Annotated in this window: 18 protein-coding genes and 1 tRNA gene; 9 read left to right on the top strand and 10 right to left on the bottom strand. The window is 69.4% G+C overall.

Annotated features, from left to right (window positions below; all coding sequences use genetic code 11):
* Positions 1 to 25: 25 nt before the first annotated feature.
* The 4 genes from CYAGR_RS14295 to rpsT form a co-directional block, all read right to left on the bottom strand.
* Complete coding sequence (locus CYAGR_RS14295; protein WP_015110547.1) at positions 26 to 1,930, bottom strand: DNA-directed RNA polymerase subunit gamma; 1,905 nt, start codon at positions 1,928 to 1,930, stop codon at positions 26 to 28.
* Between the two features lie 58 nt (positions 1,931 to 1,988).
* On the bottom strand, positions 1,989 to 5,279 hold the full coding sequence (rpoB, locus tag CYAGR_RS14290) for a DNA-directed RNA polymerase subunit beta (protein WP_015110546.1): 3,291 nt from the start codon (positions 5,277 to 5,279) through the stop codon (positions 1,989 to 1,991).
* A gap of 249 nt (positions 5,280 to 5,528) precedes the next feature.
* Entirely contained in the window at positions 5,529 to 6,341 is an 813-nt protein-coding gene (locus CYAGR_RS14285; protein ID WP_015110545.1) for a TatD family hydrolase, read from the bottom strand.
* Between the two features lie 8 nt (positions 6,342 to 6,349).
* Entirely contained in the window at positions 6,350 to 6,664 is a 315-nt protein-coding gene (gene rpsT / locus CYAGR_RS14280) for a 30S ribosomal protein S20 (protein ID WP_015110544.1), read from the bottom strand.
* A gap of 103 nt (positions 6,665 to 6,767) precedes the next feature.
* Here rpsT and hisD point away from each other — a divergent pair, with 103 nt between their 5' ends.
* Positions 6,768 to 8,150 (top strand): histidinol dehydrogenase, encoded by a 1,383-nt coding sequence (gene hisD, locus CYAGR_RS14275; RefSeq protein WP_015110543.1) that lies wholly within the window; start codon positions 6,768 to 6,770, stop codon positions 8,148 to 8,150.
* Between the two features lie 12 nt (positions 8,151 to 8,162).
* On the opposite strand, the gene CYAGR_RS14270 is transcribed toward hisD, so the two are convergent.
* The 4 genes from CYAGR_RS14270 to CYAGR_RS14255 form a co-directional block, all read right to left on the bottom strand.
* A complete protein-coding gene (locus tag CYAGR_RS14270) occupies positions 8,163 to 10,010 on the bottom strand; it encodes a putative bifunctional diguanylate cyclase/phosphodiesterase (protein ID WP_015110542.1) in 1,848 nt (615 codons plus the stop codon).
* Between the two features lie 71 nt (positions 10,011 to 10,081).
* Positions 10,082 to 10,795 carry a ribose-5-phosphate isomerase RpiA gene (gene rpiA, locus CYAGR_RS14265; protein WP_015110541.1) on the bottom strand — a complete coding sequence of 238 codons (714 nt, stop codon included), beginning with the start codon at positions 10,793 to 10,795 and terminating at the stop codon, positions 10,082 to 10,084.
* Positions 10,796 to 10,855: 60 nt separating this feature from the next.
* The gene (locus CYAGR_RS14260; RefSeq protein WP_015110540.1) at positions 10,856 to 12,004 is read right to left on the bottom strand and encodes a trypsin-like peptidase domain-containing protein; all 1,149 of its coding nucleotides are present in this window, start codon (positions 12,002 to 12,004) and stop codon (positions 10,856 to 10,858) included.
* Positions 12,004 to 12,801, bottom strand: a complete 798-nt coding sequence (locus CYAGR_RS14255) for a metallophosphoesterase (RefSeq protein WP_015110539.1) — start codon at positions 12,799 to 12,801, stop codon at positions 12,004 to 12,006. Before CYAGR_RS14255 ends, CYAGR_RS14260 begins: the two co-directional genes overlap by 1 nt.
* An 80-nt stretch (positions 12,802 to 12,881) precedes the next feature.
* Between CYAGR_RS14255 and nblD the strand changes: the two genes are divergently transcribed.
* The 6 genes from nblD (at position 12,882) to CYAGR_RS14230 (ending at position 19,774) form a co-directional block, all read left to right on the top strand.
* Positions 12,882 to 13,166 carry an NblD family protein gene (gene nblD / locus CYAGR_RS14250; protein WP_015110538.1) on the top strand — a complete coding sequence of 95 codons (285 nt, stop codon included), beginning with the start codon at positions 12,882 to 12,884 and terminating at the stop codon, positions 13,164 to 13,166.
* Positions 13,167 to 13,307: 141 nt separating this feature from the next.
* Positions 13,308 to 13,781, top strand: coding sequence for a ribosome assembly cofactor RimP (locus CYAGR_RS14245; protein ID WP_015110537.1), 474 nt, complete (start codon positions 13,308 to 13,310; stop codon positions 13,779 to 13,781).
* 51 nt (positions 13,782 to 13,832) lie between these two features.
* Positions 13,833 to 15,266, top strand: a complete 1,434-nt coding sequence (gene nusA / locus CYAGR_RS14240; RefSeq protein WP_015110536.1) for a transcription termination factor NusA — start codon at positions 13,833 to 13,835, stop codon at positions 15,264 to 15,266.
* On the top strand, positions 15,263 to 15,619 hold the full coding sequence (locus CYAGR_RS17430) for a YlxR family protein (RefSeq protein WP_015110535.1): 357 nt from the start codon (positions 15,263 to 15,265) through the stop codon (positions 15,617 to 15,619). The genes nusA and CYAGR_RS17430 overlap by 4 nt, the downstream gene beginning before the upstream one ends.
* A complete protein-coding gene (gene infB, locus CYAGR_RS14235; RefSeq protein ID WP_015110534.1) occupies positions 15,616 to 18,990 on the top strand; it encodes a translation initiation factor IF-2 in 3,375 nt (1,124 codons plus the stop codon). Before CYAGR_RS17430 ends, infB begins: the two co-directional genes overlap by 4 nt.
* Before the next feature lie 4 nt (positions 18,991 to 18,994).
* Positions 18,995 to 19,774, top strand: coding sequence for a low-complexity tail membrane protein (locus tag CYAGR_RS14230; protein WP_015110533.1), 780 nt, complete (start codon positions 18,995 to 18,997; stop codon positions 19,772 to 19,774).
* On the opposite strand, the gene CYAGR_RS14225 is transcribed toward CYAGR_RS14230, so the two are convergent.
* Entirely contained in the window at positions 19,691 to 19,948 is a 258-nt protein-coding gene (locus tag CYAGR_RS14225) for a DUF3493 domain-containing protein (protein ID WP_015110532.1), read from the bottom strand. The two genes, CYAGR_RS14230 and CYAGR_RS14225, sit on opposite strands and share 84 nt — an antisense overlap.
* 52 nt (positions 19,949 to 20,000) lie before the next feature.
* Between CYAGR_RS14225 and CYAGR_RS14220 the strand changes: the two genes are divergently transcribed.
* Positions 20,001 to 20,072, top strand: a tRNA-Thr gene (locus CYAGR_RS14220).
* Positions 20,073 to 20,166: 94 nt separating this feature from the next.
* Entirely contained in the window at positions 20,167 to 20,658 is a 492-nt protein-coding gene (locus tag CYAGR_RS14215) for a hypothetical protein (protein ID WP_015110531.1), read from the top strand.
* A gap of 4 nt (positions 20,659 to 20,662) precedes the next feature.
* Here CYAGR_RS14215 and CYAGR_RS14210 read toward each other — a convergent pair whose 3' ends face one another.
* Positions 20,663 to 21,031, bottom strand: coding sequence for an AbrB family transcriptional regulator (locus CYAGR_RS14210; protein WP_015110530.1), 369 nt, complete (start codon positions 21,029 to 21,031; stop codon positions 20,663 to 20,665).
* Positions 21,032 to 21,082: the final 51 nt, after the last annotated feature.

The following is a 21,082-nucleotide window of genomic DNA, read 5'->3' as shown; positions in this document are numbered from 1 at the left end:
CGGGGCTCGGCCCGGCCGGTGGAACTCAGGAGGCGGCCACGGCGTCGATGATCGTGTGGTTGATGACGACCCGACCCACGGTGGTCAGCAGGTAGCGACTGATCAGGGCGCCGTCCTCATCGAAGCGGTCGCGGCGGAACTTCCACTGCTCGACGCGGGTTCCATCGGAGAGGGTGTCGGTGGCGACGGGCTCGCTGTCCTCGTCGTCACTCTCCACCTCACCGTTGAAGCGCACCCAGACCCAGTCGTGCAGGCTGAGGTGCTTCTCCTCGAAGGCGGCGATCACGTCCTCGAGGTCGGCGAAGGTGCGGGAGCGGTCGCCGAAGGCGGGCTTCGCCTTGTCCCGGTCGACGGCGGTGAGGTAATAAGCGCCGAGCACCATGTCCTGGGAGGGGGTGATGATTGGCTCGCCGGTGGCGGGGGAGAGCACGTTGTTGCTGGCCAGCATCAGCATGCGGGCCTCCGTCTGGGCCTCGATCGCCAGGGGCACGTGCACAGCCATCTGGTCACCGTCGAAGTCGGCGTTGAAGGCCGGGCAGACCAGGGGATGGAGCTGGATGGCGCGGCCATCCACCAGCTTGGGCTCGAAGGCCTGGATGCCGAGGCGGTGCAGGGTGGGGGCCCGGTTGAGCAGGATCGGGTGCCCTTCGATCACCTCCTGCAGCACCTGCATCACCTCGTCGTCGGCGCGCTGGATCAGCTTCTTGGCCGCCTTGATGTTGTTGACGATGTTCTGGCGGATCAGGCGATGGATCACGAACGGCTGGAACAGCTCGATCGCCATCTCCTTGGGCAGGCCGCACTGGTGCATCTTCAGCTTGGGGCCCACCACGATCACAGAACGGCCGGAGTAGTCGACCCGTTTGCCGAGCAGGTTCTGGCGGAAGCGGCCCTGCTTGCCCTCGATGATGTCGCTGAGCGACTTGAGGGCCCGGTTGTTCGCCCCCACCACGGTGCGGCCGCGGCGGCCGTTGTCGATCAGGGCATCGACGGCCTCCTGCAGCATCCGCTTCTCGTTGCGGACGATGATCTCGGGGGCGAGGATCTCCTGGAGGCGGGCCAGGCGGTTGTTGCGGTTGATCACCCGCCGGTAGAGGTCGTTGAGATCGCTGGTGGCGAAACGACCGCCGTCGAGCTGCACCATGGGGCGCAGATCGGGGGGGATCACCGGGATCACATCCAGGACCATCCACTCGGGACGGGCGTTGGTGGCGATGAAGTTGTCGATCACCCGCAGGCGCTTGATCAGCTTGGCCCGCTTCTGGCCCTTGGAGTTGTTGATGTCCTCGCGGAGCTGCTCGGCCTCCTTCTCGAGGTCGAGGTCCTCCAGCAACTGCTTAAGGGCCTCGGCACCGATGCCCACCATGGGCTCGTTCTCGATCTCGGAATCCTCGGCGAAGATCTGGTCCTCGATCTCCAGCCACTCGTCCTCGGTGAGCAGCTGCTTGTAGGTGAGGTCCTTGTGGTCACCCTTGTCGAGCACCACGTAGCAGTTGAAGTAGACAATCTGCTCCACGTCCCGCAGGGGCATGTCGAGCAGGATCGCCACATAGCTGGGGATGCCCTTGAGGTACCACACATGGCTCACCGGCGCCGCCAGCTTGATGAAGCCCATGCGGTGGCGCCGCACCCGGCTCTCGGTCACTTCCACACCGCAGCGCTCACAGACGATGCCGCGGTGCCGCACCCGCTTGTACTTGCCGCAGTGGCATTCCCAGTCCTTGGAGGGGCCGAAGATCTTCTCGCAGAAGAGCCCGTCCATCTCGGGCTTGAGCGTGCGGTAGTTGATCGTTTCCGGCTTGGTGACCTCACCCACCACCTGTCCGTTGGGCAGCGTCCGCTGCCCCCACTGCATGATCCGCTCGGGGGAAGCGAGCGTGATCTTCACGTAGTCGAAGTGGTTTTCGGTGCGGAGGTTGCTGTTGGACATGGCGGGGACGCAGGGTGATCGAGAGAGACGGAGAAATCAGAGCCGGTGAATCAAGCGATCAGTCATCGTCGTAATCCGCGACACCGAGGGATTCGTAGGTGGGACGGCTGGGGGTGCTGCGACGCGGGTTGACGTCCTGCATCAGGTCGACCTCCTCGCCGGCGTCGGTGTAGACGGCGATGTCGAGGCCGAGGGACTGCAGCTCCCGCATCAGCACCTTGAACGACTCCGGCGTGCCCGGCCGGGGGATGGGCTTGCCCTTGACGATGGCGTTGAGGGCCTCGTTGCGGCCCTGCATGTCGTCGGACTTGACGGTGAGCAGCTCCTGCAGGGTGTAGGCGGCGCCGTAGGCCTCCAAGGCCCAGACCTCCATCTCCCCGAGCCGCTGGCCGCCCTGCTGGGCCTTGCCGCCCAGGGGCTGCTGGGTGACGAGCGAGTAGGGGCCGGTGGAGCGGGCGTGGATCTTGTCGTCCACCAGGTGCACCAGCTTGAGGATGTGGGCGTAGCCCACGGTCACCGGCTGGTCGAAGGGTTCGCCGCTTCGCCCATCAATGAGTTGGATCTTGCCGGGGTTGGCGGGGTTGTAGACCCAGTCCTTGCCGGGCAGCTTGGCGGCTTCCTCGAGGTAGGCCTGCACCGTCTGCTTCGACTTCTCGGGGCCGTACATCTCATCGAACGGCACCACCTTGACGCGGCAGTCGAGGTGGGAGGAGGCCCAGCCCATCAGGCACTCGAACACCTGGCCCACGTTCATGCGGCTCGGCACCCCCAGGGGGTTGAGCACGATGTCGATGGGGGTTCCGTCGGGCAGGTAAGGCATGTCCTCCCGGGGAAGAATGCGACTGATGATGCCCTTGTTGCCGTGGCGGCCGGCCATCTTGTCGCCCACCTGGATCTTGCGGCGCTGGGCCACGTAGACCCTCACGACCATGTTCGCGCCCGGCGGCAGTTCGTCGCCCTGCTCGCGGGTGTAGATGCGCACGTCGACCACCCGGCCCCGTTCGGTGCTGGGCACCCGCAGGGAGTTGTCGCGCACGTCGCGGGCCTTCTCGCCGAAGATGGCGCGCAGCAGCTTCTCTTCCGGCGGCTGATCCGACTCGCCCTTGGGGGTCACCTTGCCCACCAGGATGTCGCCGGATTCGACGTAGGCACCGATGCGGATGATGCCCATCTCATCGAGGTGGCCCAGGCTCTCCTCGGCCACGTTGGGGATCTCCCGGGTGATCTCCTCGGGACCGAGCTTGGTCTGGCGGGCTTCGATCTCGTACTTCTCGATGTGCACCGAGGTGTAGAGGTCGTCCTGGACGAGCCGGTCGCTCACCAGGATGGCGTCCTCGTAGTTGTAGCCCTCCCAGGGCATGTAGGCGATCAGGACGTTCTGGCCCAGGGCAATCTCACCGCCCTCGCAGGCGGAGCCGTTGGCCAGCACCTGGCCGGCGATCACCGGATCGCCCTGGCGGACGATCGGCCGCTGGTTGAGGCAGGTGTCCTGGTTGGAGCGCTGGTACTTCTGCAGGAAGTGGGTGTGGTCGCGGCCCTGCTCGTCACGGATGACGATGGCGGTGGCATCGACGAAGGAGACGGTGCCGTTCACCTTGGTGATGGGCACCATGCCGGAGTCGCGTGCCACCTGGGTTTCCAGGCCAGTGCCCACCAGGGGCCGTTCGGGGCGCAGCAAAGGCACGGCCTGGCGCTGCATGTTCGAGCCCATCAGGGCCCGGTTGGCGTCGTCGTGCTCGAGGAAGGGGATCAGGGAGGTGGCCACCGAGATCACCTGCACCGGTGACAGCTGGACGTAGTCCACCTGCTCGGGGGGCACCTTCTCGAAGTCCTGGCGGTAGCGGACCGGCACCAGATCGACGGTGATGCGTCCAGTGGCGTCGGTGGGCACGTCACCGGGAGCCACCCGGCACTCGTCTTCGAGGTCGGCGGAGAGGTAGAGGGGATCGCCCTGCTTGAGGACGATGCCGTTCTCCACCCGCCAGAAGGGGGTTTCGATGAAGCCGTATTCGTTCACCCGGGCGTGGGTGGCGAGTGAACCGATCAGGCCGGCGTTGGGGCCTTCAGGAGTCTCGATCGGGCAGATGCGGCCGTAGTGGGAGGGGTGGATGTCGCGCACGGCGAAGCCGGCTCGCTCCCGGGTGAGACCACCGGGGCCGAGGGCGCTGATGCGGCGCTTGTGGGTCAGCTCGGCCAGGGGGTTGGTCTGGTCCATGAACTGGCTCAGCTGGCTGGAGCCGAAGAACTCCTTGACCGCCGCCACCAGGGGCTTGGGGTTGACCAGCTGGGCGGGGGTGAGCGATTCGGTCTCGCCGACGGTCATCCGTTCCTTGATGATCCGCTCCAGGCGGTTGAGGCCCACGCGCACCTGGTTCTGCAGCAGCTCACCCACCGAGCGCACCCGGCGGTTGCCCAGGTGATCGATGTCGTCGAGGCAGGCGCCGCCCACATCGAGCTCCAGGTTGATCAGGTAGTCGATCGTGGAGAGCACGTCCTCGGCGGTGAGGGTGCGCACCGCATCGGGGATGGTGAGACGCAGCTTCTTGTTGATCTTGTAGCGGCCCACCCGGCCGAGGTCGTAGCGCTTGGGATCGAAGAAGCGGCTGTGCAGCAGCTGCTGGCCGCCGCTCACCGAGGGGGGCTCACCGGGGCGCAGCTTCTTGTAGAGCTCCAGCAGGGCCTGGTCTTCCGAGGAGATGCCCTCCTCGTTGGAGGCCTCGATCGACTTCTGGTAGTACTCCGGGTGCCGCAGCTTGTCGAGCACGTCGTTGTCGGACAGGCCGATGGCCCGCATCAGCACGTGGGCGTTGATCTTGCGGGTCTTGTCGACCCGCACGTGCAGCAGGTCGTTCTTGTCGGTCTCGAACTTGAGCCAGGCGCCCCGGTTGGGGATCAGGCTGGCGTTGAAGGTCTTGCGGCCGTTCTTGTCCTGCTCGTCCTTGAAGTAGACGCCGGGGCTGCGGACGATCTGGTTGACGATCACCCGCTCGGCGCCGTTGATGATGAAGGTGCCGCGCTCGGTCATCAGGGGGAGTTCCCCGATGAAGACCTCCTGCTCCTTGATCTCGCCGGTCTCCTTGTTGACCAGGCGGCAGGTGACGTACATCTGGGAGGCGAAGGTCGCATCGCGACGCTTGGCCTCTTCCACGTCGTGGCGGGGGCGTTTCAGGCGATACTGGTCGCCGATGAAGTGCAGCTCCAGCTTGCCGGTGTAGTCGGTGATCGGGGAGAAGCTGTCCAGCTCCTCGATCAGGCCCTTCTCCAGGAACCATTTGAAGCTCGCCCGCTGTACCTCCACGAGATCGGGAAGGTAAGTGACGGTCTTGGCGACCTGGATCGCGCTGCTCATGCGGTGAACCTGCAGGAACGAGGGGGTGGGGCGGACCTGGACGGGGTAAGGAAGGGGATCGCGGCGTGTCCTGCCTGGGCTGCCCGGGGGGTACGGGCCATGCCAACAGGCGCTCAGCCGAACCGACCGCCCCTGAAGCAGGGACGAACGATCCGGCGGGGGCGCTTACAGGGCTCGCTGCGGGTTTGCCGACTCAATTGATGCCGTCGTAGACAAAAGGAGCGCTTCCGCTTCCAGGCCAATAAGACATCATACAACCTGGAGGGGCAGCCTGAAAAGACGCGTCGCATTAGCGGTGGTGGTCGTCGCCACCTCCTCGAGCGTCTCGCCCCGCAGTTCGGCCACCCGGGCCGCGACCGACGCCACGTAGGCCGGCTCATTGCGCTTGCCGCGTCGAGGCACCGGCGCCAGGAAGGGGCAGTCGGTCTCGACGAGATAGCGGTCGGCCGGCACCAGCCGGGCGCAGGCATGGATGGGCTCGGCCCGGGAGAAGGTGACCGTGCCGCTGAAGCTGATGAACAGGCCGAGCTCGAGGAAGCCGACCATCTCCTCGGGGGTGCCCCCCCAGCAGTGCATGACGCCACGGGGGCAACGGCCCTCACGCTCGCGCCGGCGCAGCTCGGTGAGCATCGGTTCGGCTGCGTCCCGGCAGTGGATGATCACCGGCAGATCCAGGGTCACCGCCAGATCCAGCTGGGGCCCTAGGGCCGCCAGCTGCTCGTCGAGGTTGGTCGCCTTGAACAGGTCGAGGCCCAGTTCCCCGATCGCCACCACCCGCTTGTCGGCGCGGGCCGCCGTCTCAAGCGTGGCGGCGGTGTCGCCGTGCCAGTGCTGGGTGTCGAGGGGATGGACCCCGACGGCATAGCGCAGTTCGGGGAAGCGATCCGCCAGGGCCCGGATCGCCGGAATCTCCGCCGGTTCCACGCAGGCATGGACCAAGGCCTTCACCCCGGCCTCACGCCAGCGGTCGGCCACGGCATCGAGATCCGCCTCGAAATTGCGGAACACGATGTGGCAGTGGCTGTCGACCAGGGGTGGGGCGACTTGGGGGCTCACGGCCATGGGGGGCGTCAGGCGCCGGTGCTGCCGGCGGCGGTGGGCTCGAGCACCTGCTTCACCGCCCCGCTGAGGCGGGACTTCTGGTTGGCGCCGGTGTTGCGGTGCACCACGCCCACCTTGACGGCCTTGTCGATCTTGCTGAAGGCGGCGTTCATGCTCGCCTGGACGGCTGCCCTGGCCTCCTCGCCGGGCTGCTGGCCGTAGGCGCTGCAGGCGGTGAGGCAGCGCTTCATCAGGGTGCGCAGGGCGGACTTGTAGGTGCGGTTGCGCAGGCGATTGCGTTCGGCGATCTCGATGCGCTTCTTCGAAGACTTGTTATTGGCCACAGGCGTAGGGGCGCTGACTCGGCAAACGCGGATCCTACCGCGTGGGCCCTGGACAGTTCCAGGCCCTAGCGTCGACGCAGCCCATCGCCTCCGGCACCGCCCCGTGGTCGCTTCCACCCCAACCGGCAGCAGCCCTGCCGCCGCCCCTGCCGCCACCTGTGACACAGGCGGGGACCGGCCGGCGCTGCGGATCACCTGCCTGCGGGACGGCCAGCGGGCCGGCGAACGGCTCGAAGCGATCGCCGCCCGCACCGAGAGCGGCCGCCTGCGCGAGGAGGAAGCGCGGGTCGCGGCGATCCTGGTCGAGGTGAGGCAGCGCGGCGACGCCGCCCTGCTCGACTTCAGCGAGCGCTTCGACGGCCTGCGGCCCGATCCCCTGCGGGTGCCCCCCGAGCGGCTGGCCCAGGCCTGGCACGACTGCCCCGATCCCCTGCGCCGGGCCCTCGACCTGGCCCACGACCGGATCCTGGACTTCCACCGCCGCCAGATGCCGGCGGATCTGGCCGTCACCGGCCCCCACGGCGAGCGGCTGGGGCGCCGCTGGCGCCCGGTGCAGCGGGCGGGGATCTACGTCCCCGGTGGCCGGGCCTCTTACCCCAGCACGGTGCTGATGAATGCCATTCCCGCCCAGGTGGCCGGCGTGGAGCGGCTGGTGATGGTCACCCCGCCCGGCCCGGGCGGCGAACCGAACGCCACCGTGCTGGCCGCCGCCCACCGGGCCGGGGTGGAGGAGGTCTACCGGGTGGGCGGCGCCCAGGCGATCGCGGCCCTGGCCTACGGCACCGAAACGGTCCCCGCCGTCGATGTGATCAGCGGCCCCGGCAATCTCTACGTGACCCTGGCCAAGAAGGCCGTGTACGGCAAGGTCGGCATTGACTCCCTGGCCGGCCCCAGCGAGGTGCTGGTGATCGCCGACCACAGCGCGAGGCCCGCCCAGGTGGCCGCCGACCTGATGGCCCAGGCGGAGCACGATCCCCTGGCGGCGGCGATCCTGATCACCACCAGCGAGGAGCTGGCCGCCGCCGTGCCGGCCGCCATCGAAGCCCAACTGGAGCGCCACCCGCGGGCCGCCATCACCCTGCAGGCCCTCAACGACTGGGGGTTGATCGTGGTCTGCGACGATCTGGCCGAAGCGGCGGCCCTCAGCGACCGGTTCGCCCCGGAGCACCTCGAGCTGCTGGTGGACGATCCCGAATCCCTGGCGGACCGGATCACCCACGCCGGCGCCATCTTCCTCGGCCCCTGGTCGCCCGAGGCGGTGGGCGACTACCTGGCCGGCCCCAACCACACCCTGCCCACCTCCGGCACCGCCCGCTTCGCCGGCGCCCTGAGCGTCGAGACCTTCCTGCGCCACACCAGCCTGATCCACTTCAACCGGACCGCCCTGGAGGCCACCGGGCCGGCCGTGGTCACCCTGGCCGAGAGCGAGGGACTGCACAGCCACGCGGAATCGGTGCGCCAGCGGCTCGGGACCCAGCACAGCTGAGCGGACCGGCGCTCATCCGCCTGCTGAGGGCGGGAGGTGCCAGCCGGGCAGGTCCTCCGCCGGCATCGGCCGGGCGATGGCGAATCCCTGGGCGAGTTCACAGCCCATCGCCCGCAAGGCCTGCAGGTGCTCAGGTGTCTCCACGCCTTCGGCCACGCAGGTGCGGCCGAAGGCGTGGGCCAGATCCACGACGGCCTTGACGATGGCCCGATCGGCGGGATCCACCAACATCCTGGCCACGAACGAGCGGTCGATCTTGATCGTGGAGATCGGCAGCCTCCGCAGGTAGGTGAGCGAGGAGTAGCCGGTACCGAAGTCGTCGAGGGCAAAGCTCACGCCCAGCTCGCGGCAGCGCGCGATGTTCTGGGCCACCTGCTCCAGATCCTCCAGGGCGGCTGTTTCCAGCACCTCCAGCCTCAACGCCGAGGCAGGCAGATCGGGATGGAGGGCCAGGGCCGCGCGGATCCGCTCCGCGAAACCTGGATCACGCAGCTCCCAGGCCGACATGTTCACGCTCACCGCCGCACCCAGCCCTGCCCGCATCCAGGCCGCACAGTGGCGCAGGGCCTGCTCCAGCACCCAGTCGCCGAGGAGGCTGATCTCCGGTTGATCCTCGATCCAGCCCAGCCAGGCCTCCGGCAACAGCAGCCCCTGCTGGGGGTGCTGCCAGCGCACCAGGGCTTCGGCAAAGCGCAGCTGCCCGGTGGCCAGGTCGATCACCGGCTGCACGAACAGGCGCAGCTGCTGCTCTTCGATGGCCTGTCGCACCCTCTCCAGGCGGGAGCGCTGCAGCGACTGGCGTCGTTCCAGCTCCACGTCGAAGTGGTGCATACGCCCCGGGCCGGCTCGCTTGGCGGCGTACATGGCCTGGTCGGCCTGGCGCAGCAGGGTATCCGGATCGGCATCGTCGGGGGGCACCAGCCGGAAGCCGATGCTGGTGCTCAAGGCCACGCAGAGCGTCTCGCCAAGGAGGGTGGGCTGGGCGACGGCGCTGAGCAGCCGTTCCCCCAGCGAGTCCAGCTCGGCCAGGCTGCTGAGGCCAGGAAGGATCACCACGAATTCGTCCCCACCCAGCCGGCCCACCGTGTCGCCCGGTCGCAGGCACCGGCAGAGGCGCTCGGCCACGGCCACCAGCAGCTCGTCGCCTACGGCATGGCCGTGGCTGTCATTGATGGGCTTGAAGTTGTCGAGGTCGAGGTAGCCCACCGCCAGGTGGGTGCCGTTGCGCCTGGCCCGCTCCAGCTCCTCGCCCAGACGCTGGCTGAGCAGGGAGCGATTGGGCAGGCGGGTGAGCGGATCCTCGTAGGCCAGCTGGCGCAGTTGCTGGTCAATCAGCCGACGTTCGAATCCCTGGGCGAAGCCGCTGACCACGATCGAGAGCACGGCCACCTCCTGGTCGCTCCAGCGGCGGCAGCCGCGGATGTGGTCGAAGCCCGCGAACCCCTCCAGCTGGCCCCGCCGCACCAGGGGGAGGACCAGCAGGGACTGAATGCCCTGGGAGCTGAGATGGGCTCGCTCGGCATCGGCCCCGGCGGGGAGATCAAGCAGCGACTCGAGATTGATCGCCCGCCCGGATCGCATTTCCCCCATCAACCAGCCGATGGACACCTCCGACACGTGCTGGAGCTGGTGGATCTGCGGTTCCACCCCCGGCGCGCACCACTCGTGGGTGTTGCTGGCGAAACCCGGATGGCGCGTCAGGGAGAACACATAGGCCCGATCCACATCGAACAGGCCGCCAATGGACGCCAGGCTGCGATCAATGGTGGCGTCGAGTTCACTGGTGGGCTCGACGATGAACGCCTCAGCCGTCTCCGCCAGGAGCTGGAGCAGCAACTTGCTGAGGTCGCCGTGGGTCACCGTTCGCCCGGCCCACAGAGGATCCCTCCATTCTGGTGGCCACGCGCCGGGTAGCCCAGCGGAGGAGCGGCTCAGCGCCTCGCGAGGTCGCGCACCCCGGCCTCACCGTCCACGACCTCACCCACCAGCACCTGATCGGCGAGGTTCACGAACAGACCGTTCTCGAGCACACCGGGAATGTTGTTGATCGTCGCCTCCAGGGCGGCGGGGTCGCCGATGCCCCCGTCGAAGGCCACGTCCAGCACCAGGTTGCCCTGGTCGGTGACGACCGGACCGGCCTTGCGCACGGCCATGCGCAACTCGACGCGGCTGCCCATGGCCGTGAGTTCATCGCGAACCTGGCGCCAGGCCCCTGGCAGCACCTCCACCGGCAGCAGGAAGCCCAGGTTGAGGCGTTCCACCAGCTTGGTGGCATCCACCACCACCACGAAGCGGTCGGCCCGGCGGGCCACCAGCTTCTCCTGCACGTGGCAGGCCCCGCCCCCCTTGATCAGCTGGAAGGCGGGATCCACCTCATCGGCGCCATCGATGGCCAGGTCGATGCGCTGCACGGCGTTCAGCGCCTGGAGGGGAATGCCCAGCTCGGCGGCCAGCACCTCCCCCTGGAAGGAGGTGGTCACCCCGACGATGCCGCTGAGCTCACCCTGATGGAGCTTGCGGCCGAGGGCCCGGATCATCAGCGCCGCCGTGGAGCCCGAGCCCAGCCCCACCACCATGCCGTCACGGATCTGGTCCACCGCCGCCGTGGCCACGGCCTCCTTCATGCGGTCCTGGAGATCGGACATCGGGGCCTGCCGGAATGGCGCAGACCGTAGCAAGGAGGACCGTCCCAGCCCCCTGGGGCCCTACCCCGCCTGGGGCAGGGCCGCCGGCCGGATCGAGAGCTGCAGCTCCCGCTGGCCCCGCACCACCCTCAGCGGCAGGGGCTGGCCCACTTCGGCCCGTTCCACCTGCTGGAGCAGCGCCGAGGGGGTGTTCACCGGCTGGTCGGCGATGGCCACCACCAGGTCGCCGCGATGCAGCCCGGCTGCCTCGGCCGGACTCTCCGGCAGCACCCGCTGCACCAGGGAGCCGTCCCGCTCAGGGAGCTGCAGCAGGGCATTGGGATCCCGGTTGTTGTCCCGGGCCATGCGGGCCGTGAGCGGCACCAGCTGGAGGCCCAGGTAGGGGTGGACCACCGTGCCGCCGTCGCCAAGCTGGTCGGCCACCTTCCTGGCCAGGTTGATGGGGATGGCGAAGCCCAGCCCGGCGCCGGGCCCGGAGCGCACCAGGGTGTTGATGCCGATCACCTCACCGGCGGCGTTGATCAGGGGGCCGCCGGAGTTGCCCGGGTTGATGGCCGCGTCCGTCTGGATCAGGTCGAGACGCTTGTCGGCGAAGCCCAGGCTGTTGATGTCCCGATGCAGGCTGCTGACAATCCCCAGGGTGACCGTGCGCTCGAGGCCGTAGGGACTGCCCAGGGCGATGGCCCAGTCGCCCACCTCCAGGGCTTCGGAATCCCCGAGGGGAGCGGCGCTCAGGGGTGCTTTGCCGCTGACGTGCACCACCGCCAGGTCGGTCACGGGGTCGGTGCCCACCACGGTGCCGTCCAGCTGGCGGCCATCGGCCAGGGTGACGGTGACCCGGTCCACGCTCTCCACCACATGGGCGTTGGTCAGCACCAGGGCGCGGCTGTCATCGATCACCACCCCCGAGCCCTGGCCGCGCTCACGCGTGCTGCCGGAGGGATCGCCGAACAGATCCCTCAGCAGGGGATCCAGCAGGGCGGGATCGAACGGGGGCCGGGCCACGTTGCGCTCGGTGTCGATCCGCACCACCGCCGGGCCCACCCGCCGGGCGGCGTCGGCCACGAAGCTGTGGGGGGTCAGGGCCGGGGGGGCCTCCTCGAGGGCCGCCGCCGGCAGGGGAAGGGCGGCGAACGCCAGCAGCAGGGCCACCCCCATCAGGCCCTGCAGCCGCCGGATCAGGGAAGACAGGGGGAAGGGGCGTTGCATCAGGGGAGGCTAGGACCGTCAACCGGTGCCCAGCGCAGCAACCGCTGCCGCAGCACGCGGTCCGACCCCAGCGTCAGCCAGCGCCCGCCGGGGTCGGACGAGCGGCCCAGGGGACAGGGCTGCACCGGCCCGAAGCTGCGCAGGGTGGAAGGACAGCCCAGCAGGGGCACCGCCGGCCTCCCCGGGAGCCCCGCCTGCCAATGCTGGTGGATATGGCCGAAGACCAGCCCCCGCAGGGCGGCCAGCGGCTGCAGCAGATCCAGCAGGGCATCGCCGTCCCGCAGCCGGATCGCATCCATGGCGGCATCGCCGATCGGCAGCGGCGGATGGTGGACCGCCACCACCAGGGGGAGGTCGCCGTCGGCCGATCCGGCGGCCAGCTGGCGCCGCGCCCAGTCCAGCTGGGTCCCCCCCAGTTCACCGGCGGTGACGCCGCTGCGGTGGCTGTCGAGCAGCAGCAGCTGTCCGTTGCCGCAGCGGATCAGGGCCGGGGCGATCACGGCGCGGCGCCCCAGGGCGGACCGGAGCAGGGCCGGATGGTCGTGGTTGCCCGCCAGCAGGGCCACCGGCAGCTGGATCTCCTGCAGCAGGTCCCTGAGGCGGACGTACCCCCCCCAGCTCTCGTCATCGCAGAGATCGCCGCTGATCAGCACCAGGTCGGGGGTCTGCCCGGCGCTGCGGAGCTGTCCAAGGGCCTCGTGGAGCCCGTGGCGGAGCAGGGCCAGCGCCGGCCGGCCATGGCAGCGGCCGTCGGGATCGGCGAGCAGATGGGGATCGCTGAGTTGAAGAATTCGCATCGGAGACGGCTCCCGCCGGCCTGGAGCGGGACCGCTCGACCTGAATCGGCTTAACTTTGCCCCCAGTCCTCCCCGAGGCCATGGCCCCGATCCCCCCCGGCACGCGGCAGCGCTGCAACCTCTGCAAGGTGGAGATCCAGGGGATGGCCGGAGGCAACGACCTGGTCCACTTCAGCCAGGGGGCTCCGGGCAGCCGCGCCAAGCTCTGGGCCCGGGTGTGTCAGTACCTGCGTACACCGGAGCAGTGCGGCCAGTGCCTCAACCAGGACCTCAGCCTGCGGGGTGAGGTCACTGCCAACGACTACTACGCGGAGGCGCCGATCCTGGAGATGCCCAGGCCGCCGGAGGCCAATCCTCTAGGGTGAATTCGTGCCCGCCGGGCCTCACCCTTGTTCCGCATGGCCTTCTCCCTGACGGGAGGAAGCCTTGCGATTGGGGGCAGTGAACACTGCAGCGCGCGGCGGACCATCCCGCCAGCGGGAGTCCTCTCCCCACGCCGCCCGTCCTTGCCCCATCCCCTCACTGACGACCTGGAGACGCTGGCGCGGCCGGTGGTCGTCGCGGCGCACCTTGAGGTGCAGTCGGTTGAGGTGCTGGCCCACCGCATCCCCCTGACGGTCGTCGTGCGGGTGCAGAGGGCCGACGGCACCGATGTGAATCTCGATGAGTGTGCCGCCGTGAGCGGTCCCCTCGCCGAGGCCATCGAGGCCTCCGGCCTGCTGACCATGGCCTACGTCCTGGAGGTCAGCAGCCCCGGCATCGGGGAGGATCTCCACTCCGACCGGGATTTCGTCAGCTTCCGGGGCTTTCCGGTGGAAGTGCTCCGCCGGGACGCCGACGGTGCGGAAGTGCGGCGAACGGGCCTCCTGCTCGGCCGCGATGACCAGGTGGTGCAGCTCAACGAGCGCGGCCGCATCCTGCGCATCCCCCGCGACGACGTGCTGCGGGTGCGGCTCACCCAGGCGCCTCCCGATTCCTGAACCGCTCAGGTTCACCCCCCGTTCCCTTCCTGCCCCCACGCCCCCGAGTCCATGGCCCTGGTTCTTCTCCCCGGTCTCAACAACCTGATCGAGGACATCAGCGACGAGAAGAAGCTGGCTCCCCAGGTGGTGGAGGCGGCCCTGCGGGAGGCCCTGCTGAAGGGCTACGAGCGTTACCGCCGCACCCTCTACCTGGGCATCAGCGAGGACCCCTTCGAGGAGGACTACTTCAGCAACTTCGACGTGGCGCTCGATCTCGAGGAAGAGGGCTATCGGGTGCTGGCCAGCAAGATCATCGTCGAGGAGGTGGAGAGCGACGACCACCAGATCGCCATCGAGGAGGTGCGCCAGGTGGCGGAAGACGCCCAGATCGGCGACACGGTGGTGCTGGACGTGACACCGGAGAAAGATGATTTCGGCCGCATGGCCGCCGCCACCACCAAGCAGGTGCTGGCCCAGAAACTGCGCGACCAGCAGCGCCGCATGATCCAGGAGGAATTCGCCGACCTGGAGGATCCCGTGCTCACCGCCCGGGTGATCCGCTTCGAGCGCCAGAGCGTGATCATGGCCGTCAGCAGTGGCCTGGGCCGGCCCGAGGTGGAGGCGGAACTGCCCCGCCGCGACCAGCTGCCCAACGACAACTACCGCGCCAACGCCACCTTCAAGGTGTTCCTCAAGGAGGTCAGCGAGGTGCCCAGGCGCGGCCCCCAGCTGTTCGTCTCCCGGGCCAATGCGGGCCTGGTGGTCTACCTGTTCGAAAACGAGGTGCCCGAAATCCAGGAGGGTTCGGTGCGGATCGTCGCTGTGGCCCGCGAGGCCAATCCCCCCTCCCGCGCCGTCGGCCCCCGCACCAAGGTGGCGGTCGACAGTGTGGAGCGGGAAGTGGATCCGGTGGGGGCCTGCATCGGTGCCCGCGGCTCCCGCATCCAGCAGGTGGTGAATGAACTGCGGGGCGAGAAGATCGACGTGATCCGCTGGTCTCCGGACCCAGCCCAGTACCTGGCCAACTCCCTCAGTCCGGCGCGGGTGGAGATGGTCCGCCTGGTGGACCCCGAAGGTCACCACGCCCACGTGCTCGTGCCCCACGACCAGCTGAGCCTGGCCATCGGCCGGGAGGGCCAGAACGTCCGCCTGGCGGCCCGCCTCACCGGCTGGAAGATCGACATCAAGGATGCCCAGGACTACGACCAGGTCAGCGAGGACGAGAAGGTGGCAACCCTGATCGCCCAGCGCCAGGAGGAGGAGGCCCTGCAGGCCGAGGCCGAGGCCCGGCTGCAGGCCGAACAGGCCACCCGCGCCGAGGAGGACGCCCGTCTGCGGGAGCTCTACCCCCTGCCGGAGGACGAGGAGATCGATGGGGAAGGGGATGGCGAGGAGGACGGTGGGGAGGTCGGCCCATCCGAAGTGGAAGCCGAAGCCGACGATCCGCTGGAGCCCCCGCTCGAGGAGGCCCCAGAAGAGACCGCTGGTGAGGACGTCCGGTGACGTCGCCCGCCGGGCGGCCGGTGCTTCGGCGCTGCGTCTCCTGTCGCCGCCTGTGCGACCGGACCCAGCTCTGGCGTGTGGTGCGCCAGTCCGACGGGACGGTGAGCCTGGATGGGGGCATGGGCCGATCGGCCTATCTGTGCCCGCAACCGAGCTGCCTGGAGGAGGCCCGCCGTCGCCGCCGCCTCCAGCGCGGCCTGCGCTGCGCCGTCAGCGAAACCATCCTCGCCATCCTCGAGGCACGTCTCGAGCGATCGGCCCCGCGACCTCTGAGGCAAGATGAACCATGGTCGCCACGTGCGTGCGGCCCCGGGGCCCTTTCGGCCCCACCGTACGGAGACCTTTCTGAATGACCAGCAGCGGCAAAGTGAGAATCTACGAGCTGTCAAAGGACCTGGGCCTGGACAACAAGGACGTGCTCGATGCCGCCGAGAAGCTCTCCATTGCGGCCAAGAGCCACAGCAGCTCCATCAGTGATGACGAGGCCTCCCGGATCCGTTCCCTGATTGGCGTGAACGTCGCCAGCCCAACACCCGCACGCCCCGGATCGCCCACCCGGCCCGAACCGGCGCCGCCGGCGCCCCCTGCCAAGGCGATCCTGGCCGTCAAGAAGGCCGCTCCGGCTCCGGTGAGCATCCCCCGCAGCGGCGCGGCGCCGGTCGCTCCGGCCGCAGCCGCTCCACCGGCTCCCCCCGCCAGCCGTCCCCCCGCGCCCCGCCCCGTCGCGGCAGCATCGGCCCAGGCTCCGGCCCGGCCCGAGCCCCCGGCAGCACGGCCCAGGCCAGCCGGGGCCCCGGTGCCGGCGCGCCCCCGCCCTGTCGAGGCCGGCAAACCGGCCGGCCAGCCGCCCACGATCATGGGCAAACCCGCCGCCACCGCCGCACCAGCCGCCGCCCCCACGGCGAAGCCGGCCGCCCCCGGCGCCCCAGCCCGTCCTGCGCCCGCTGCCCCTGCCCGGCCGGCCGCCGCAGCCCCGCCGACCAAACCCCTGGCGGCACCGAAGCCCACCGGTCCGGCCCCGGTGAACCGTGCCTCCCAGCCCCCGGTCCGGGTCGGCTCGCCCCAGCGGCCGCCGGCCCCTGCTCCGGGACGGCCTGCCCAGGCCGGCACACCCACCCGGCCGCCCGCCACCCGGCCCCAGCTCGTCGGCCGTCCCCAGCCCGGCCAGAGCGGCCCCACCAGCAGCCGGCCCGCCCCTCCCTCGGCCCGACCCCAGCGTCCCGGCGCCCCGGCACCGATCCGTCCCGGCAGCGCCGGCGCCAGGACCGGCTCGGCCCCGGGACGGCCCGGCCCCACCCCGCTCGAACTGGTCGGCAAGCCGATCCGCCGCGACTCGGCCGGCCCCGGCACCTTCGTCGGCGGGCCGTCCGACGTGCCCCCGGCCGCCCGGGCATCCCCGAGAGGATGCGCAAGATCGATGGCCCCCGGAGAGCTGATACAGCTACAGAAGCCCACCGGCTGTCCCGGCGCCCCGCCGCCGAGGCGACCCGACCACAGCGAGGGCGGCACTGAGGCCGTTGGTGAGAAGGAGGGCGTGACGCGCCCCACCGCCACCCCTCAGGCGGCGCCCCGCCGCCCCGGCTTTGGCCCGCCCACCCCGGCCGGCGCCCGCGCCCCCGGCGCCCGGCGTCCCGACTGGGACGACAGCGCCAAGCTGGAGGCCCTGCGCAGCCGCACGCCCCAGAAGCAGCGCCAGAAGGTCCACATCATCGGCGAAAACGATGATGCCCTCACCGCCGAGACCGGTGGCTATGCCGGCGAGCAGGAAGCCTTGGTGCTACAGGCCAGCCTGGCGCGGCCGGCCAAGCCCCGCACCCCCGCCGGCGCCCAGGCCAAGCCCACCGTTGCGGTGCGCAAGCGCAAGAAGGAGACCACCCGCCAGCGTCAGCGGCGCCGTGCCATGGAGCTGCGGGCCTCCCGCGAAGCCAAGGCCCTGCGTCCCGAGATGCTGATCGTGCCTGAGGGCAACCTCACGGTGCAGGAACTGGCCGACCGCCTCGGGGTGGAGAGCTCCGAGATCATCAAATCCCTGTTCTTCAAGGGAATCATCGCCACCGTCACCCAGACCCTCGACCTCCACACGATCGAGACGGTGTCCGAGGAATTCGGCGTACCCGTGCTCCAGGACGACATCGAGGCCGCGGCCAAGAAAACCGTGGAGATGATCGAGGAGAGCGACATGGCACACCTGATCAGGCGTCCGCCCGTGGTGACCGTGATGGGCCACGTCGACCACGGCAAGACAAGCCTGCTCGACGCCATTCGCAAGACCCGCGTGGCGGCCGGAGAAGCCGGCGGCATCACCCAGCACATCGGCGCGTACCAAGTGGATGTGCCCCATGGCGAGGAGCACCGCAAGATCACCTTCCTCGACACCCCGGGCCACGAGGCGTTCACCGCCATGCGGGCCCGCGGCACCAAGGTCACCGACGTGGCGGTGCTGGTGGTGGCCGCCGACGACGGCGTCCGCCCCCAGACCCTGGAGGCGATCAGCCACGCCCGCGCCGCCGAGGTGCCGATCGTGGTGGCGATCAACAAGATCGACAAGGAAGGGGCCCAGCCCGACCGGGTCAAGCAGGAACTCTCCGGCCTCGACCTGGTGGCCGAGGACTGGGGCGGCAACACCGTCATGGTCCCCGTCAGCGCCATCAAAGGGGAGAACATCGACAAGCTGCTGGAGATGATCCTGCTGGTCACCGAAGTGGAGGACCTGCAGGCCAACCCCGACCGGATGGCCCGGGGCACGGTGATCGAGGCCCACCTCGACAAGGCCAAGGGTCCGGTGGCCACCCTGCTGATCCAGAACGGCACCCTCAAGGCCGGCGACGTTCTGGCGGCCGGACCGATCCTCGGCAAGGTGCGGGCCATGGTCGACGACACCGGCAAGCGGGTGAAGCAGGCCGGCCCGTCGAGTGCCGTGGAGGCCCTGGGCTTCAGCGAGGTGCCCACCGCCGGCGACGAGTTCGAGGTCTACGCCGATGAGAAGAGCGCCCGGGCGGTGGTCGGCGACCGGGCCACCGAGGCCCGGGCCACCCGACTGGCCCAGCAGATGGCCTCCCGCCGGGTGTCCCTGGCGTCGATGTCGGGCCAGGCCAGCGAAGGCGAGCTCAAGGAGCTCAACCTCATCCTCAAGGCCGATGTACAGGGCAGCGTCGAGGCGATCCTCGGGTCCCTCGAGCAGCTGCCCCAGGAGGAGGTTCAGGTGCGGGTGCTGCTCTCGGCACCGGGCGAGATCACCGAAACGGACGTCGACCTGGCGGCCGCGTCGGGCGCTGTGATCGTGGGCTTCAACACCTCGATGGCCTCCGGTGCCAAGCGCGCCGCCGATGCCACCGGCGTGGACGTGCGCGATTACGACGTCATCTACAAGCTGCTCGAGGACATCCAGATGGCCATGGAGGGCCTGCTGGAGCCGGAGATGGTGGAGGAGGGCCTGGGCGAGGCGGAGGTGCGGGCCGTGTTCACGATCGGCAAGAGCGCCGTGGCCGGCTGTTACGTCACCAGCGGCAAGCTGCAGCGCAACTGCCGCATCCGTGTCCATCGCGGCAAGGAGCTCGTCTACGAAGGCGATCTCGATTCCTTGCGGCGCAACAAGGACGACGTCAAGGAGGTGGCCACCGGCTTCGAGTGCGGCATCGGCTGCGACCGGTTCACCGGCTGGCAGGACAAGGATCGGGTCGAGGCCTTCAAGCTGGTCACCCAGCGCCGGACCCTCAGCACCTGATCCCGTGACGCCCCGCAGCGAGCCGCTGCTCTGGCTCCAGCTGATCGCCCTCGGGGTCCTGCCGCTTGAGGCGCTGCTGCTGCTGCTGGTGCTCGCCGGCAGCGACCCGGGCCCCCTGCCGGGTCTGGAGCGGCTGCTCTGCTGGGCGATCGGTGCCCTGGCCCCCGCCGTGCTGCTGGCGCGCCGACCCGCCGACGTCTGGTCGCTGCTGCTGCTGCAGACCCCGCTGCGGGGTCGCCGGGAGCTGCAGCGGCGGCTCAGCCGGCTGCAGGCGGCCCCTGGGCTGGCCCTGGCCACCGCCGGCGGCGCCGCCCTCGCCCTGCCCCTGCTGTGGTGGATCGATCGCCAGGCCGCCGTGGCCGCGCCCATCACCCCCTTCGCCTCCTGCCCGCGCCTGGTGGCCCTGCTGCTGGCGGCCCTGCTGCTGGTGGTGATGCTGTGGCAGTGGCAGCAGCTGATCCAGTCCCTCTGGCTGCTGAACCGCAGCCCCGAGGTCTTGGCCGCCACCCGCCCCCTCAGCCTGGAGGAACTGGAGCAGCAGCGCCTCTGCCTGGGCCTGCCCCTGTTGCTACCCGAGCCCCTCAAAAGACCCGAGGTGGTGATGCCGCCCGAAGCGAATCCAGGCGAAGCGGAGGACCCACCGGAAACCCAGGCGCCCGAGGCGCCACCAGCGCCGCCCCCGACCCCAGCCGTCGAACCCTCAGCCGTCGAGGCGGTTGCGGTCGAACCAGAGCAGCCCCCCGAAGAGGCCGAAGGCTCCGACCTGGATCAGGAGATCCCCTGAGGCCACCTCCGAGCCGGCGGAAGCCCGCAGGGCCATGGTGGCCAGGCCCAGCCCGGCCGACGCCACCAGGGCGAACCAGAGGGCCCGCCGGAGCCCCCGCCAGGGGGTTCTCGCTTCCGTGAGAAGGCGCTGGCGCAGCGCCGGATCCAGGGATCTGTTCGGGTCGGATCCCATGGAGAGGTGCCCAGCGGATGGTGTTCCGGCGAATGCTAATTTCTTGGCCGATGCCGGTGTAGCTCAGGGGTAGAGCAACTGATTCGTAATCAGTAGGTCGTCGGTTCAAATCCGATCACCGGCTTCTTCGCTCACCTCTCTCCCGTTGCCAGCAGGCCGTCTCAAGGTTTCCGTGGGCCCGGGTCCCTGTGGCCGCTGCAGCGTTGCCCTGAACGGCCATGGATGATCTGAAGGCCCGCCATGAACGGCTGCTGGAGAGCCACCACGGGGCCCTCTGCCAGGCCGCCGAACGCTTGCTGGAGGAAACGGAATGGTCGCTGGCGGCGACGGCCTTGCTGCTGCGGACCGCAGGCCCGGTCCTGAGCCAGGTGGTGGCCGTCGGGGACCTGGGCCGCTGGATCGAGCATCTCGGGCCGGATCTGGATGCCTTCGTGAGGCTGCGGCGGCAGGGGCTCGACGTGGGCGAGGCCTATGCCCGATGCCGCGCCATCGAGGGGGAGACCTTCCTGGGTGCCTGGGAGAACGTGCAGGGAACGCTACCCCTGGTCAGCCACGACGACCTCAACCGGTTCGCCGTGCTGTCGCAGCAAGGCTTCTCCCGTTCACCCCGCAACCTGCTGGTGGTGGTGAACTGGGGCGAACGGGTGACTGCGTTCCTGGTGGCCTGCGATCGCCAGAGGAAAAGGTCATCACCCTCAGGGCCGGGCTGAAGGTTCAGTCGTCGTCGTCGGTGGATCCGGCGGGAATCAGGCGAATCTGCTTGCGGCCCAGCTTGATCTCGAATTCATCGCCGGGCTGCAGATCAAGCATGGCGGTGTAGGCCTTGCCCACAAGAAGATTGCCATTGCCCTGCACGGTGGCCACATAGCTGAGTTTGCGACCGCCTTTGGAGGCACCCTTGCCACCGCCTTCGCCCAGGCTGACGCCCTTGGCTTCCAGCAGGGCCTCGTAAAAGGCGGTGAAATTAAGACGCTCTGACCCGTCCTTCTTGGTGCTGACGTAGCCGCAACCACGCACCAGATCGGATTTCGAGACATCGCCCAGTTCCTTGACCTTGGCCAGGAGATCAGATCCGGTGAGCATCGGAAGCAGAAAAGACCTTTCGAATCACACTATAAAGCTTTCGTCGCTTGT

Source organism: Cyanobium gracile PCC 6307, assembly GCF_000316515.1.
Classification (GTDB): Bacteria; Cyanobacteriota; Cyanobacteriia; order PCC-6307; family Cyanobiaceae; genus Cyanobium; species Cyanobium gracile.
The sequence above is the reverse complement of the archived record's forward strand: the minus strand, read 5'-3'. Positions and strand labels throughout refer to the sequence as shown.